The following is a 16,269-nucleotide window of genomic DNA, read 5'->3' as shown; positions in this document are numbered from 1 at the left end:
GCAAACCGTATCTTTCAATAAACGAGTTTCATGGAGGTCATCATCTCGACCGAAACTAAGAGAGTTGTTTATTAGGAAAGACCCTGAAACGAGTTCAGGGTGACGACAGTGCGAGTAGATTTAGCTTCGCTGAGTCTTCGGGTTCTCGACTTCTTTGCACTTCGCTAGAAATGACGACCTTGGTGAGTGGAAAAATAAAAAAAGGGAAAACGTTTTCCATTTTCCCTCTTATATTTTCCATCAAAACCTATCTTTTCTTGCTCTTGTTCGGAAACTTCATTTTGTAATCTGTCTTGATATTTCCTTTCGAAATGGCATCCAGTTTACTTTTCAGCATAGTTTTGCGTAAAACACTTACTTTATCAGTAAACAGTTTCCCTTCAATATGATCGTATTCGTGCTGGATCACACGTGCAGGCATGCCATCAACATCATCGGTATGCTCTACCCAGTTTTCGTCGAAATAGGTAATCTTGACATTGGGTTTGCGCATAATATTTTCGCGGATATCGGGAATACTTAAACAGCCTTCGTTAAAGCTCCAGGCTTCGCCTGTTTCTTCCAAAATTTCGGCATTGATAAATACTTTTTTATAACCAGGGTTTCCGTCTTCATCTTCACCGGTATCTACAATAAACAAGCGGATCGGTAAACCAATCTGCGGTGCAGCCAAGCCAACACCATTGGCGTAATACATGGTGTCGAACATATCGCTGATCAGTTTTTCTAATTCCGGATAATCTTTATCGATATCGGCGCAAACCTTTTTTAAAACCGGATCGCCGTAAGCTACTATTGGTAATTTCATTGTATTATATTTTTTTCAGAACTGAATCTGAACTCATTAATTGTATGCAAGTTTGTCATTCTGAATGCAATGAAGAATCTCTAACATTGCTTTTCTGGCGAGACGAGTTGCTACTATATTTATTGTGACTGCTTGTCAGGATAAGATACTTCGTACCTCAGTATGACAGCAATTCTTTACAAAACTAACAATTATTCCGCTATTGGGCAGAACGTAAAGACACTCAGTTGCTCAATATTTAAAATCTCATTGGTAACTTCTATCATTTGCCTGGTGGTAACCGCGTTAATTTTCTCAAAAACGGTTTCCAGCGAATCTATTTGATTATGATCGATCAGGCTTTTTGCCATCGAAATGATCAAACCAATCCTGTTTTCTTCTCCCAAAGCAATTTGTCCGATAAATTTATTTTTGGCTTTCTGAAGCTGTAAATCATTTAACGGACGATCTCTGAGTTTTTTGATTTCCTTAAAAATTAAAGATAGTGCTTTAGCCTGTTTTTCTTTATCGGTTCCGAAATAAACAGAGAAAATGCCAGTGTCGCTCAAAGGCGAAAAATTGGATTCGATGGTGTAGGCAATGCCATATCTTTCCCTGATCTGCAGATTTAATACCGAACTCATTCCATTGCCGCCGAAATAATTATTCAACAGCATCAGCGGTACCTTTTGTGATTGATGTGTAGAATATGCCTGTGTACCTAAAATGCAGTGAGACTGCATAATGGGCTTGTAAATGGTGTTATTACTTGGAGGAAGTATAGTTGGTTTAACCCGCACTTTTTTGGGGTTATTTTCTTCTACATCCGCAAAATATTTGCTTCCCTTTTTTACAACATGATTTAAAGTATAATTACCTAAAACGGCCACCACAATTTCACTTGTACGGTAATTGGCCTTTCTGAAGTTCATTACATCTTCTCTTGTAAAATGTTGAACGGATTCGGTTGTGCCTAGAATATTATTGCCTAAAGCATGACCAGCAAAAAGCATATCTTCAAAATCGTCATTAATGGCTTCTTCCGGTTGATCCAGATAAGAAGAAATTTCATCCAGAATTACACTTTTTTCTTTATCCATTTCCTCTTCAGGAAAAGTAGAATGGAAGAGTATATCGTTAAAGAGATCTAAAGTTCTAGCTAAATAAGGATTTAAAAACGAGGCATGTACGCAGGTATATTCTTTAGTGGTATAGGCATTTAAATCTGCACCAACGCTTTCTAAATGATTTAGAATCTGGTTGGTGTTCCGTTTTTCGGTACGCTTAAAAATCAAGTGCTCTATAAAGTGTGCTAAACCTGCTTTGCCTTCAGGCTCATCGCGCGATCCTGTATTAACGATGATACATGCATGAGATATGGCTGAAGCCGCAGGCACGTGCAATAAGCGGATGCCGTTTGGCAGAGTGTGAACATTGTATTCCATTAAGTGGCAAAGATAAGGCTAATTGCCTATAAAGACCCGGAATTTGGATGTTGCAATTGTAAAGTGGAAATCAATTTATCTTTAGTTGGCCGTTTCAACACCAAAAATATAAAATTAGCTGCCCCAAATATCAAAAAGAATGAATTACGTGTCATAAAGAAACCAACAATATTGAAAAGCGCCCCGCCTTCCAGTAATGCTGAACTAATGATAAATGCACTTTGGTACAGGTTGATTTTGATATCATCAGCAGCCGTTTTATCAATTTTAGCGATTAAATTTCTATAACAAAATATGCTTGCAGAGAGGGTGATTAGTCCCATAACCGGAAATATCGGGTTAAAGGGTGTCGTTGTTTTAGGATTGGCATCAAAAAACATAAGCTCGCGGTTTAAAAATACCGTTACCAATGCAAAAAGTAATACACCCGAGCATAGTGCTAGATGGATGGTTTGGAGTGTTTTTAGTTGAGTATTCATTGTGGGGTTAGTATTGGTATTATTATTAAAAAAGTTCCGTCATCTCGACTGAAGCGCAGTCCCGAACGTTCGGGAGAGAAATCTGCTTAATTAGATTTAGCTTCGCTGAGCCTTCGGGTTCTCGACTGCGTTGCACTCCGCTCGAAATGACGGATTTATGGAAAATTATTTCGTTATCCCCTCCAAAGAGAACAAAAATGCCCAGCGTAATGCCACATCTTTTAAATAATCAAAACGGCCTGATGCCCCACCGTGGCCGAACTCCATGTTGGTTTTGAGTAGCAGTACGTTTTTGTCGGTTTTGGTGGCCCTTAATTTGGCCACCCATTTTGCTGGCTCAAAATACTGCACCTGGCTATCGTGCAAGCCTGTAGTTACCAACATATTTGGGTAAGCTTTTTTCTCGATATTTTCATAAGGAGAATAGCTTTTCATGTAATCGTAAGCTGCTTTTTGTTTCGGGTTACCCCACTCATCAAACTCGTTTGTTGTTAGCGGAATGCTTTCATCCAGCATGGTATTAACCACATCTACAAAAGGAACATCAGCAATAAGGCCGTTCCATAAATTTGGGGCCATGTTGGCTACAGCACCCATTAATAAGCCGCCGGCACTTCCACCATGACCGTATAAATGGCCTTTTGAGGTGTATTTTTGATCAATCAGATACTCCCCTGCTGCAATAAAATCAGTAAAGGTGTTTTTCTTTTTCATCAGTTTTCCATCTTCGTACCATTGGCGGCCCATTTCCTGTCCGCCCCGGATATTGGCAATGGCAAACACAAAGCCCCTATTTAGCAAACTTAAACGAGGTGAAGAGAAATAAACATCCGAGTTTGAACCATAAGAACCATAACCATAAAGCAACAATGGCGATTCACCGTTCTTTTCGAAGCCTTTTTTATATACCAGTGCAATTGGCACTTTGGTGCCGTCTTTAGCGGTTGCGAAAACACGTTCAGTAATATAATCTTTTGGATTATAGCCCCCTAAAACCTCCTGTTGCTTCATCAGTTTCTGATCCTTCCCGATGAGGTTATAATCGTAAACCGAGCTTGGAGTGGTTAATGAAGTATAGTTATAACGCAAAGTAGTGCTGTTGTACTCTGGATTTGCACCAACGCCGGCATCATACACAGGTTCATCAAATTTTATGTAATAATCACTTTTGTCTTTTTTGAGTACACGTAACTCAGTTAACCCATTTTTACGTTCAGATAAAACAGTAAAATCTTTAAATTCTTCAACGCTTTCCAATAAAACATCGGCGCGGTGCGGAATCACTTCTTTCCAGTTTTCCTTTTCGGTTTTATCCAGCGGACATTCCATTAAACGGAAATTTTTAGCCTTCCAGTTGGTTAAGATAAGAAACTTATCATCGACGGGCATCACATCATACAGCACATCTTTTGATCGGGCTGCAAAAACTTTAAAGGGGCTTTCCGGATGGTCGGCGTCAATCATTTTATATTCGGCAGTTAATGTTCCTTGGGAAGCAATGAAGATATATCTGCCATTTTTCGATTTACCTACCCCAATATAGTTCGTGTTGTCTTTCTCATCGTAAACCACAGCATCCGTTTTGGCATCTGTACCCAGTACATGCTTTTTAATTTTTTCACTTAAAAGGGTAACCGGGTTTTTTGACGTGTAAAAGAATGTTTTATTATCGTTGGCCCAGGCCACTAAGCCTTCTGTATTGGTGATGGCATCTTTTAAAAGTTCTCCGGTTTCTAAATTTTTAATGTTAATGGTATACTGCCTGCGCGAAACCTGATCGACTCCAAAAGCTAAAAGTTTATTATCAGGACTTACACTAAACCCGGTAGCGCTGTAATATGAATGGCCTTTTGCCAGTTGGTCTACATCCAGCAAAATTTCTTCTGTAGCCGATAAACTTCCCTTTTTGCGGCAATACTTAAAATATTGCTGCCCGTCTTCTGTACGCGAATAGTAATAGTAGCCATTTCTGAAAACCGGCACCGATTCATCTTTTTCTTTAATCCGGCCTTTCATTTCCTTAAACAGATCGGACTGAAACTTTTCGGTACTTTTCATCATGGTATCCAGGTAAGCGTTTTCTGCTTTCAGGTAATTCACAACTTTGGTACTGTCCGGACCTTTTTTAAAATAATCGATCATCCAATAGTAGTTATCTACCACGGTATCGCCATGTACAACTCTTTTGTGCGGAATAATTTCTGCTACCGGAGCTTTGGCATCAGGCCACTTTATTGCTTTCATTTCTTTATTTTGAGGGTGATTACAGGCCATAATTGCACTAAGCAATATCAGGCCGGTTAAGATACGTTTCATAGCGGTTTGATTTAGGATCAATTGCAATTTAATGAAATAGTTTATTAGTTCAATAGTCATTAGTTTATTAGTGGGTAACTGGTTATCCGGTTAATCAACCCCAAACGCTTAGCGCTAAACGCAAAACCCGATTATCATTTTCGTAAAAATCGATCAAGCCTATAGATAATCATCTGAATTATAAAAATTGATGGTAAATTGCCATATCCAAACGGTTGAAATTATAATGAAATTAGGATACAAAAAGATAGTTGTTAAAGTTGGTTCGAATGTAATTACGAAGGAAAATGGTTTGCCTGATGAATCTAGGATTAAGCACCTCGTAAATCAACTGGCCGACATTAAAAAGCAGGGTATTGAAGTAATTTTGGTATCTTCGGGTGCAGTAGCATCAGGCAGGAGTTTAATTAAAGTATCCGAAAAACAAGATGCCGTAACTACCCGACAACTACTGGCAGCTATTGGCCAGGTTAAACTGATTAATACCTATTCCAGTTTCTTTGCAACGCATGCTATACAATGCGCCCAGGTTTTAGTTACCAAAGAGGATTTCCGCGACCGGGCACACTACCTGAACATGAAAAACTGCCTGCAGATTTTGTTACAGAATGAAGTGATACCTGTAGTGAATGAAAATGATGTGGTTTCGGTTACTGAGCTGATGTTTACAGACAACGATGAACTGGCCGGACTAATTGCCTCAATGTTAAACGCGGATGCATTGATTATTTTATCAAATGTAAATGGCATTTATAATGGCGATCCGAAACTAGAAGGCTCAGCTGTTATTGAGGAAATTAACGGTTCGGTTGCTAACCTGGCTTCTTTTATTCAAACAGGTAAATCACAGTTTGGCCGTGGAGGCATGATCACCAAATCGACCATGGCGCAAAAAGTGGCTAAATTGGGCATAACGGTTCATATTGCCAATGGAACAAAAGATGATGTACTGACTTCTCTACTAAACAATGAGTTGGTACATACGCGCTTTGTCCCGGAGAAAAGCAAATCAGGTAAGAAAAAATGGATTGCCCATTCTGAAACTGCCGCAACTGGCGTGGTGAAATTAAATGATGGAGCAAAAACGGTATTGACATCAGGCAAAGCAACCAGTTTATTGCCCGTAGGAATTATTGAAATACAGACAGACTTTTTAAAAGGCGATATTATTAAGATTATCGATGAACAGCATAACCTGATCGGATTGGGTATTGCAGAATATGGATCTGACAAGGCAAGAGAGAGAATAGGACAAAAGAAACAGAAAGCTTTGGTGCATTACGATTATTTTTATTCGGCTATTTAAAGGGCTTTACCGCAAAGGACGCAAAGAGATACGCGAAGGCACAAAGAGGAGGGTAAGCAAGGTTGTAAATATGCAGTTAACTTTAGCGTTCTCTGCGAAAAACTTAGCGCTCTTTGCGGTTAATAATTAACAACATGGATTACAAAGAATACTTCGAAAAGGCAAAACAGGCAAGTCGCAGCTTGATTAGCTTGGGAAAAGAAACAACAGATGCAATTTTAAGGGATTTGGCAGAGGCTCTAGTGGCTAATACAGCCGGAATCCTTTCTGAAAATGCAAAGGATTTAGCTAAAATGGCCATCGAAGACCCTAAATATGACAGGCTAAAATTAAGTGCAGCACGTATTGCTGATATTTCAACTGACCTTAAAAATGTAGCAAGTTTAAACAGTCCGTTGGGTAAAGTACTATCCGATAAAATATTGGACAATCAGCTTCATATACAAAAAGTGAGTGTGCCTTTGGGCGTGGTGGGTGTAATTTATGAGGCTCGCCCCAACGTCACTGCTGATGTATTTTCGCTTTGTTTTAAAACCGGAAATGTTGCCGTATTAAAAGGCGGCAGTGACGCTGAGTTTTCTAATCTGGCCATAGCAAAGGTAATACACGAGGTGTTGGATAACCATAAAATCAATCGTGATGTGTTAACCTTGTTGCCGGCAGAAAGGGCTGCAACCGAAGCGCTATTGAATGCAAGAGGCTTTGTTGATGTTCTGATTCCAAGAGGAAGTCAATCGTTAATTAATTATGTCCGGGAAAACAGCAAAATCCCGGTTATTGAAACCGGAGCGGGAATAGTGCATACCTATTTTGACGAAAAAGGTGATTTGGAGAAAGGTCAAGCGATTATTTTTAATGCTAAAACGAGAAGGGTAAGCGTTTGTAACTCATTAGACTGTGTGCTTGTTAACGAAAACAGGTTAAATGATGTACCCGCACTTTTATCTCCGCTGGCAGATGGAAATGTGAAATTATTTGCAGATGAAAAAAGCTATGAAGCATTAAAGTATTCTTATCCGTCAAATCTATTGAATAAGGCTATGCCTGAACATTTTGGAACGGAATTTTTATCGTTAAAGCTGGCAGTTAAAGTGGTAAAGGATTTAGCAGAAGCATTGAACCACATTGCTGATTACAGCTCTAAGCACAGTGAAGCCATCATTTCTGAAGATGCCGCTAATATCGCTCAATTTTTGAATGAAGTAGATGCCGCAGCAGTGTATGCCAATGCTTCTACAGGTTTTACCGATGGTGCTCAATTTGGCCTTGGCGCCGAAATTGGGATCAGCACACAGAAACTTCATGCACGGGGACCAATGGGTTTGGAAGAATTAACCAGTTATAAGTGGGTGGTTCGGGGTAATGGGCAAATTAGGAAATGATGGAAGGTGTAAGAGGGATGATGATGTTCGAAATCCATAGCAATATTGTCATTCTGAGCATAGCGAAGAATCTGCAAACCATGGAAAACTGCCAATGAATTTTTCATAATCGGTAGTGCAACTTATTCAGGAATTTTTCGCTGTGCTACCATTGACAAACCTCATCCCTAAAAATTCGTCATTGCGAGGAGGAACGACGAAGCAATCTTTCATGCTAATGATCCTTGCTATAAAGATTGCTTCGTCGGCTGAAAAAGCCTTTTCGCAATGACGATCCTCGGTGAGGTCTATTTCAATTAGATGCTACTGTCAATCATATTAATTTTTTATAAAATAAATTATCCCTCAAAATGACAACATAGTATTAAAGTTCAAATGCCTCTCCTCTTTCCGGCACCTCTACATTAAAACCTTCTTCCTGTAATGCTAATGATAGGCTTTGCAGGCTTTTATCTTCACCATGAACCAGGAATACCTTTTTGGGTTGGCCAGTTTGTTTAATTGTTTTAATTAAGTCGTTATGATCGCCGTGGCCACTGAGTAGATCTGTTTGGCGGATAGTGGCATAAACCATCATTTCTCGGTCTTTAATACGTACGATGGGCGCTCCGCTTAATAACTTATAGCCTAGCGTTCCTTTTGCGCAATAACCAATAAATAGAATGGTGCAATAATAGTTCTGAATGTTGTAATAAAGATGGTCCTGGATCCTTCCGCCTTCCAGCATGCCTGCTGAGGAAATAATGATGCAGGGATCGAAATAATTAGAAACGTCTTTACTTTCTTTCATGGTTTGAACGTAAGCCAGGTGTTCAAACTCAAACTCATCACCCATAGTTTGGTAAAAATCTTTTGCCTCCTGGTTCACCAGGTTGTGGTGTTTACGATAAACCTCGGTAGCCTGGATGGCCATTGGGCTATCTACAAAGATTTGAATGGGCGGCAACAGTTTTTTAGTAAATATCTGGTTCAGGGCAAATACCAGCGATTGTGTACGCCCAATACTAAACGCCGGAATAATCAGCCTGCCAGGACTTTTGATGCAGGCTTCTGTAATTTCCTGAACCAGGCGTTCCTCCAGTGTTTGATCTTTGGTATGTATTCTACCTCCATAAGTCGCTTCACTTACAACATAATCTACCTCTGGCAAAGGCTCCGGATTAACCAATACCGGATAGTTCTCTCTGCCGATATCACCCGTAAAAGCGATTTTCTTTTCTATTCCCTCATCATTTATGGTTAAAACAGCTGCGGCAGCACCCAATAAATGACCAACCGGCACAAAGGTTAAAGTGATATCGCCGTTAATTTTGAAAGGTTTGTTAAAAGCAATGGTTACAAAACGATCGATGGTATCCATCACATGTTTGTGCAGGTACAGCGGTTTTGGTCCGCTAAAATTGCCACGTTTTGTACGCGGTTTCCGGCCGGCCTTTCTTAAAAAAAGTTCGACAGAATCGAACAATAGTATCGAAGTAAGATCGGCAGTTGGTGGTGTACAAAGCACCTGGCCCTCAAAGCCCATTCTAACCAATGTTGGTAAATTACCAGAGTGATCGATATGGGCATGGGTTAGAATTACCAGGTTTATAATGGCCGGATCAAAGGGGAATTGTTGGTTTTCTTCCTGATATGTTTCTTTCTCGTAATCTAATCCACAATCTATCAGTATTTTATAATGCCCGATTTCGAGCAGGTGCATACTACCGGTTACCTGTTGCGCTGCTCCCCAAAACGTTAACTTCATCTTCTTATCTATCGCGTAAAATCTTTAGCCGTAAAGTAGTACAAATGATGAGATTTTTAAACAATCATGCGTAATTTTTTAATTTCATTAGCACAGAGGTTGCGGAGGAAAGCCACAGTGCATACTAAATTAACAATAATTTCTGTACACCGTAGAATCAAAGCGCTCTGCCTTTCCCGGATTTGAAATTATTTATAATTGATTAACTTCTCTGAATTTGAGGCTCCTTGATATTTCACTTTTTGCCTCTTCTGAAAAATCTTCCAAATCATCTGCCGTGATGATTTTTTCTACAAGCAGCGCAGTTATAGTGCCTAAAAACCATGAATTTCTAAGTCCGTCGTACCTTCTGGCGATGTGCTTGTCGAAATCTTTTACAGCAGTAAAAATTTTATAGTAATCGTCTCTGTTGTCTTCAGGCTGTTGTGCTTTCCATTGGTCTAAAATTTCGGAGAATAGCTGCATTTCCTTTTTTAGTTCCCGTTGTAAAGCGACTTCGAATAATTTTCGGGCAACTTTGTTATCTGCTTTTGAAAAATCCATAGTTAACATTTATTAGGGTAAAGATAGTAAAGTCTGGCGTATGGCTAAGTTACCTCAACAAAAAGATTTTTATCTTTGTAAGAAAATATCCGCTATGCAAGAACCTTTTGATATAGAAATAGGGCCAATTAATTATTCCGTTTTTCCGGAAGGAAATGATTCTTATACCATTTTTAAAGAGGGAAAAGAATACATACAGATCCAAAAGGACACTTCATCTATCTGGTTAAAAATGGACTATAAAACCGAACTTCCAATTTTTGAGGAAGACGAAGAGGTTAATGCAATTGGGCAGGCCATTGAAAATTATGTACCTGAACCTGAAGACGAGGAAGAAGACGGGTTATAATAAGGAATCCTCAACAGGGAGGGGAAAAACCAATCTCTGTTGAGGATTTAAATTTAGGCAAGAAGCTTTAATAATTCTTCTGCAACTTTTTCTGATGAGGCAGGGTTTTGGCCGGTAATCAATAAACCATCAACTACAGCATAAGGACTCCAGTCGGCTATCTTACTATAATTTCCACCATTTTTTATTAACATATCCTCTACCAGGAAAGGCACTACGTTTGTTAATTGTACAGCTTCTTCTTCGCTATTGGTAAACCCAGTTACATTTTTTCCTTTTACCAGGTATTCGCCATTTACCTTTACATCCTTAAGCACTCCGGGAGCATGACATACAAAAGCAACAGGTTTGCCGGCAGAATAGAATTCGGTAATGAGCTGTTGTGAAGTTTTACTTTCTGCCAAATCCCACAGTGGTCCGTGGCCACCAGGATAAAAAACGGCATCATAATCATCCATTTTGATATCAGCCAATGGAGTGGTATTCTTCAATTTATCTAAGAGAACCGTGTCATTGTCCATTCTTTTCGTTGTTTCGGTTTGAAAAGAAGGGTCTTCACTTTTAGGGTCTATTGGTGGCTGACCACCTTTTGGAGAGGCCAATACAATATCAATGCCTTTATCGGCTAAAGCATAATATGGCGCTGCCAATTCTTCTGACCAAAAACCTGTTTTTAAACCTGTATTTCCTAATTCGTCGTGGCTTGTAAGCACGAATAAAACTTTCTTATTCATATGTTTTTGTGTTAAGTGTATTACAAAGTTAAAGCTGTTAGGTTTGGTAGCAAAGGACTTCAATCACAGATTTATTGTGCGCGAAATCACGTTTTTGCGGAAAGTCTGCTTAGGGTTTCTCTTGATATACCTAAGTATGCCGCTATTATTGTTTTAGAAACCCTTTGCATCAATTGCGGATACTGGTGAGCAAGTTGTTCAAAGCGCTCTTTTGGACTTGTGGTTAAAAGGGATAAAATTCTTTGCTGTAATGCTACATATCCTAAACTGTTTTTTACCCTGAAAAAATGTTCCATTTTATGGCTTTCGCGGCATAACAGATCCAGGTTTTCTTTGGTGATGGAGAGTAATTCGGAATTTTCCAGGCAGCTGATGTTGGTAATTGATTTAACCTGGCCATAAAAAGCCCTGAAATCAGAAAGCCACCAGTTTTCCATTGCGAACTGGATAATATATTCTTTACCATTGGTATCAGTAAAGGTGGCTTTTAATAAACCTTTAACTACAAAATAAATGTGATTGACAAATTCGTCTTCCTGGATGAGGTACTGATGTTTCTTAAGCGTTTTAAGTTTGAAATGAGAAACAATATGTTCAAATTCCTGATCGGTAAGGGAAATGATTTCTTCGAGGTGTGTTTTTAATTCAAAACTCATGCTGTAAATTTAGCTAAATTAAGCATGAAAATTTTTTTTGCATTCAGAACGAAGTGAGGAAAAAAATTAAGGCCCGATTACCAATCGGGCCTTAATTTATATTATTCTTTATTATCTGGTACAATCTGCAGTCCAGAATTGACTGTCTTTAGCTACCCTGATGGTTAGATTACTGGCGTCAATGCTAATACCAGTTAAGCCAGAACCGATACTCACGTAGCTGTTGTCGCCTTTCTTTTCGAATTTTACTCCAGTAATATCCGGAATGTTGTTGCCAAAGTAAAAATTATAGGTTTCACCAACTTTGCTCACGGTCACTTTTCCGTCGCTGCTGGTAATTGTATTTTCGCCACTACGGTAAGAAACTGATCCTTTGTACGTGCCTACAAAGAAATCGCGATCTGCCGGATCGGTGTCTTTTTTACATGATACCATTACGGTTAATGCTATTAGAAGCATGCTGAAAATTTGAACTGTCTTTTTCATCTCTTTCACTTTTTTAATTTTAAATAGGTAATAATTGTAACAGTGCTATGACAATGACTATGCCAAAGAAAAATGTGATTGGTAAATGAGATGAGTAACCAGCAAGCAGGTCTAATTAAACTTTACTAATAAGTTGTTGTTTTTTAGGTTCTTATAAATGAGTTTGATCTTTTAATCGGGCTGTTTAATGATGCCTTTTAAAAAATATGCTGATTTGTTTAAGTACCGGAACTGTTTGGTTTAAAAGAAATTTTCAATTTAGGCGCTGATAAATAAATTTACTTTATACTATTGTTTAGTATAGTTTGATGGGCCATTAATATTAACCGGTTCACCTAAAAAACGGGGCTTTCTGTCAATAATCAGATCAATAGCAGATTTTACTATAGCCAAATATTCTCTGAATGAAGCGTATTTGAAGCCTTGATATGTTCCTTGATCTGCAGCAAAGCCATAAGATTTTATTCCTAGCTTGTTGCCGATATTCACACACCTATTCAAATGATATTTTTGCGATACCAGAATGGCGGTATCTATTTTGAAAATAAATTTTGATCTGTAAAGCGTAGAGTAGCTATCAAAACCGGCATAGTCGAGATAAATTTTACCGGTATCAACACCATGTTCATAACAGTAGATTTTCATTACAGTAAGTTCATCGTGCGCATCAGTACCGTTATCTCCTGAAAGCAAAATTTTATCAATTTTTTGATTGTTATAGAGTTTTATGCCGGCATCAAGCCTGTCTTTTAAATATTTACCGGGCTTGTTGTTGTTTATTCCTGCGCCGAAAATAATGGCTACCCTGGTTTTTGGTACGTTTTGCGCGTTGAAGTAAATTGATGGATCAGTTTGATGTTTGACTAACAAATTAATCCCCAATACTATGATAACGCTCAAAATAATGGCATATAACAGGAGTTTTATTATGTTTTTAATGTTCATTTAGATGTACTAATTGCCTATCTTTTTGATCTGCTGTTTTGGATTATTATTTTTCTTTAAAATTGTGGCAATCTTTTTATCCAGATCTAAATCTTCAGTATCGTCAAAGGGTTTGCCAATTTTATATGGTATGTGCTTTTTATTCAGTTTATACAACTGATAATAATTAGTACCTGTTAAACCATAACTCACAATCACTTTGTATTTTTTGTTGTAGTTAGGGTTAACAATTTTGTTGAAATCTCCGACCTTGGTTAAGGTATGGTTTTTAGGATTAACAAGGTAAAGATTGTAAAAAGAATTTCCTCCCCTTCCACCTGTATCTTCAAAAATTAACAGATCTTTTATCTCGTCGTTGTTATAGTCTTCGTAAGTAATATTGTTACTGATCTGGCGTAGAGCAAGATTTTCTTTCCAGAAAATTTTGTCGGCTTTTTTATTAATTTGACCGAAATAAATGACGGCATTGGACGGCTCCTCTGAGGATTCTCCATCAACAATCAGATATTGTATAGCCATTACATAACGCTTATCTTTAAAAGGATAAACATATTGCCATGTACCTTTTACATCAGTCTGATGGAATATTTTTTGTGCAAACGAATGACTCGAAATAAATATAAAATATACAAAAAATACCTTCTTCACGTTAAACATCTCAAAAAGATTATATTTCTGCAAGTTTTTGAGCAAGTTCTTCCGTCATCTTATCAAGTGTAAGCAATCTGCCCCAATTAAATTTCTTCCATACTGTTTTTGGTTTGTTGGTTTTGTCGCTAAACATATTGCCACCAGAGGTTTCGCTTTTTTTTCGGGTAGAGAAATTAACGCTGGTAGTGGTTTGTTCTCCTGAAGAACGGCTATAACTCTCCGCATCAAAGCCGATAAGTTCCATCTTTTGATTCTGGAACCTGAATGTATAATCAGCATTGTTTACCCAGTAGGAGCCACAGCTTAGCCAATATTGATAACTTAAAGTGAGTGTACCGTTTTTGATGTTGATGGCACCCGTTTCTTCTAAAGGATCGGCGAGGCAGGTATTCTCTTCATTATTTTCAGTTGGGATAAAAATGGCGTTTTTGGATTGTAAGCTGTAGTTGCCGGATGTTTTAAAAAGTACCAAAAGCATACGGGGGTTCAAATTCAGTTTATCAATGCCCATCCCCTCGTTTTTGATGATATTTTCTGGATTCGTATTCTGGATAATGATGGCTTCATCAGGTAAATGATCTTTATTTAAATCACCTTTGGCACGATAAATTATTTTCCATCCTTTTGGAACAAATGCATTGGTATTAATGCCTGTTTTAGGAATTTGAGGATTGTTGCTTTGAGCAAATAGCTGAGCAGAAATTAATAATAGCATTAGGCCTGTAATATTTCTCATATAGCATAAAATTACCAATGGGCCAGAAAATAAGAAGGTAAATTTTTCATATATATGGCATTGGCTGATCGATAAACTTAATCTTTATCAAGATAACGAGCAAATTAAAACGCTTTTTTGTGTAAAGCGTTATCCCGCCCAGCCATCTCTGTCCAAACTCCTGTAATTGATTGATTCGGCCAAATGTTCAAGCTCTATATTTTCACTATCGGCTAAATCGGCAATGGTTCGCGCAACCTTTAAAATCCGGTCGTAGGCACGGGCCGACAACCCTAACCTTTCCATTGCTGTCTTTAATAAATTGGTTCCGGCTTCGCTGATCCGGCATACTTTGCGCACCATTTTAGGACTCATCTGGGCGTTGCAATGCAGATCTTCTCTATCTGCAAAACGTAGATCCTGGATTTCCCTTGCTTTAATGACTCGTGTCCTGATGTGGTTGCTTTTTTCTGTTTCGTGTGAGGAGGCAAGTTCGGTAAAATCAACAGGCGTTACCTCCACATGCAGGTCAATGCGGTCTAGGAGTGGTCCTGATATTTTACTCAGGTATTTTTGAACTACGCCTGGTGCGCACACACAATCTTTCTCCGGATGATTGTAAAAGCCACAAGGACAGGGATTCATAGAGGCCACCAACATAAAGCTGGCCGGATATTCTACTGAAAACCTTGCCCTTGAAATAGCTACTTTACGGTCTTCCAGCGGTTGGCGCATGACTTCTAAAACGGTTCGTTTAAATTCTGGCAATTCATCTAAGAACAGAACACCATTGTGGGCCAGCGATATTTCTCCGGGCTGTGGATTCATTCCGCCGCCTACCAGCGCAACATCGCTAATGGTATGGTGCGGCGAACGATACGGACGGCTTGTCATTAACGCGTCGCTCGCAGCGAGTTTTCCGGCTACAGAGTGAATTTTTGTGGTTTCTAAAGCCTCATTTAAATTTAACGGGGGCAATATAGTGGGCAGGCGCTTGGCCAGCATAGTTTTGCCCGCTCCTGGCGGACCAATTAAAATAACATTATGACCACCTGCAGCTGCGATTTCTAACGCTCGTTTAATATTTTCCTGACCTTTAACATCTGCAAAATCGTGTTCGTAATTGTTGATGTTTTTTAAGAATTCTTCCCTGGTATTTACTTTAACCTGTTCCAGTACTTCGCTTTTGTTAAAGAAAGCTACCACCTGTGCCAGGTTTTCCACACCATATGCAATTAAATCGTTTACAATGGCTGCTTCACGAACGTTTTGTTTTGGTAAGATAAAACCTTTAAAGCCGTCTTGCTGCGCTTGGATGGCAATTGGAAGGGCACCTCTTATGGGCTGGATACTTCCATCCAAAGACAGTTCACCCATAATGAAATAATCTTCCAGTTCTTCGGCTGGGATTTGCCCTGATGCCGCCAGAATGCCGATAGCAATTGGCAGATCGTAAGATGAGCCTTCTTTTTTTATATCGGCTGGCGCCAGGTTTACCACTATTTTCTGTTTAGGCATGCGGAAACCTGAAACATTGATGGCACTGGCCACCCTTTGCAAACTCTCTTTTACCGCATTATCGGGCAAGCCCACCATATAGTATTTGGTGCCTGCGCTAATATTCACTTCGATGGTTATGGTTAGTGCATTTACGCCATAAACAGCACTCCCGTATGTTTTTACAAGCATTTAATTTTAATTAAATAAATTCGGATGTAAGTTATTCGG

General features: G+C 38.9%; 16 protein-coding genes. 3 read left to right on the top strand and 13 right to left on the bottom strand.

The annotated features are described in order from the left end of the window. Positions 1-247 precede the first annotated feature (247 nt). From def to BM107_RS06095, 4 genes are all read right to left on the bottom strand, one after another. Complete coding sequence (gene def, locus BM107_RS06110) at positions 248-808, bottom strand: peptide deformylase (RefSeq protein ID WP_090981307.1); 561 nt, start codon at positions 806-808, stop codon at positions 248-250. 191 nt (positions 809-999) lie between these two features. Further along, positions 1,000-2,232 (bottom strand): M16 family metallopeptidase, encoded by a 1,233-nt coding sequence (locus tag BM107_RS06105; protein WP_090981305.1) that lies wholly within the window; start codon positions 2,230-2,232, stop codon positions 1,000-1,002. A gap of 26 nt (positions 2,233-2,258) precedes the next feature. Next, positions 2,259-2,711, bottom strand: coding sequence for a hypothetical protein (locus tag BM107_RS06100; RefSeq protein WP_090981303.1), 453 nt, complete (start codon positions 2,709-2,711; stop codon positions 2,259-2,261). 165 nt (positions 2,712-2,876) lie between these two features. Beyond that, entirely contained in the window at positions 2,877-5,027 is a 2,151-nt protein-coding gene (locus BM107_RS06095; RefSeq protein ID WP_090981302.1) for a S9 family peptidase, read from the bottom strand. A 226-nt stretch (positions 5,028-5,253) separates the two neighbouring features. Here BM107_RS06095 and proB point away from each other — a divergent pair, with 226 nt between their 5' ends. Together proB and BM107_RS06085 are read left to right on the top strand one after the other, a co-directional pair. Then, positions 5,254-6,333: a glutamate 5-kinase gene (gene proB / locus BM107_RS06090; protein WP_090981300.1), complete on the top strand. Its 1,080-nt coding sequence runs from the start codon at positions 5,254-5,256 to the stop codon at positions 6,331-6,333. 134 nt (positions 6,334-6,467) lie between these two features. After that, positions 6,468-7,715 (top strand): glutamate-5-semialdehyde dehydrogenase, encoded by a 1,248-nt coding sequence (locus tag BM107_RS06085; protein ID WP_090981298.1) that lies wholly within the window; start codon positions 6,468-6,470, stop codon positions 7,713-7,715. A 364-nt stretch (positions 7,716-8,079) separates the two neighbouring features. Here the strand turns inward: BM107_RS06085 and BM107_RS06080 are convergent, their stop codons facing one another. Together BM107_RS06080 and BM107_RS06075 are read right to left on the bottom strand one after the other, a co-directional pair. Then, on the bottom strand, positions 8,080-9,462 hold the full coding sequence (locus BM107_RS06080) for an MBL fold metallo-hydrolase RNA specificity domain-containing protein (protein WP_090981297.1): 1,383 nt from the start codon (positions 9,460-9,462) through the stop codon (positions 8,080-8,082). Positions 9,463-9,654: 192 nt separating this feature from the next. Continuing rightward, positions 9,655-10,005, bottom strand: coding sequence for a hypothetical protein (locus BM107_RS06075; protein WP_090981296.1), 351 nt, complete (start codon positions 10,003-10,005; stop codon positions 9,655-9,657). Between the two features lie 40 nt (positions 10,006-10,045). On the opposite strand from BM107_RS06075, the gene BM107_RS06070 reads away from it, so the two are divergent. Continuing rightward, the gene (locus BM107_RS06070) at positions 10,046-10,354 is read left to right on the top strand and encodes a hypothetical protein (protein WP_244278742.1); all 309 of its coding nucleotides are present in this window, start codon (positions 10,046-10,048) and stop codon (positions 10,352-10,354) included. Positions 10,355-10,407: 53 nt separating this feature from the next. On the opposite strand, the gene BM107_RS06065 is transcribed toward BM107_RS06070, so the two are convergent. The 7 genes from BM107_RS06065 to BM107_RS06035 all read right to left on the bottom strand — a co-directional run bounded on the left by BM107_RS06065 (position 10,408) and on the right by BM107_RS06035 (position 16,230). Further along, the gene (locus BM107_RS06065; RefSeq protein WP_090981292.1) at positions 10,408-11,088 is read right to left on the bottom strand and encodes a type 1 glutamine amidotransferase domain-containing protein; all 681 of its coding nucleotides are present in this window, start codon (positions 11,086-11,088) and stop codon (positions 10,408-10,410) included. An 86-nt stretch (positions 11,089-11,174) separates the two neighbouring features. Next, a complete protein-coding gene (locus tag BM107_RS06060) occupies positions 11,175-11,744 on the bottom strand; it encodes a Crp/Fnr family transcriptional regulator (protein ID WP_090981290.1) in 570 nt (189 codons plus the stop codon). A 111-nt stretch (positions 11,745-11,855) separates the two neighbouring features. Next, entirely contained in the window at positions 11,856-12,230 is a 375-nt protein-coding gene (locus tag BM107_RS06055; protein WP_090981288.1) for a hypothetical protein, read from the bottom strand. 288 nt (positions 12,231-12,518) lie between these two features. Next, on the bottom strand, positions 12,519-13,130 hold the full coding sequence (locus BM107_RS06050; protein ID WP_208864342.1) for a SanA/YdcF family protein: 612 nt from the start codon (positions 13,128-13,130) through the stop codon (positions 12,519-12,521). Between the two features lie 54 nt (positions 13,131-13,184). Continuing rightward, positions 13,185-13,823 (bottom strand): XAC2610-related protein, encoded by a 639-nt coding sequence (locus BM107_RS06045; RefSeq protein WP_134204459.1) that lies wholly within the window; start codon positions 13,821-13,823, stop codon positions 13,185-13,187. Between the two features lie 19 nt (positions 13,824-13,842). Continuing rightward, positions 13,843-14,562, bottom strand: a complete 720-nt coding sequence (locus BM107_RS06040) for a hypothetical protein (protein WP_090981282.1) — start codon at positions 14,560-14,562, stop codon at positions 13,843-13,845. A gap of 129 nt (positions 14,563-14,691) precedes the next feature. Further along, complete coding sequence (locus tag BM107_RS06035; protein WP_090981280.1) at positions 14,692-16,230, bottom strand: YifB family Mg chelatase-like AAA ATPase; 1,539 nt, start codon at positions 16,228-16,230, stop codon at positions 14,692-14,694. Positions 16,231-16,269 lie beyond the last annotated feature (39 nt).

This window comes from Pedobacter suwonensis, assembly GCF_900111825.1.
Lineage (GTDB): Bacteria > Bacteroidota > Bacteroidia > Sphingobacteriales > Sphingobacteriaceae > Pedobacter > Pedobacter suwonensis.
Note: the sequence above shows the minus strand (reverse complement) of the source record. Positions and strands in the feature narration are given on the sequence as shown.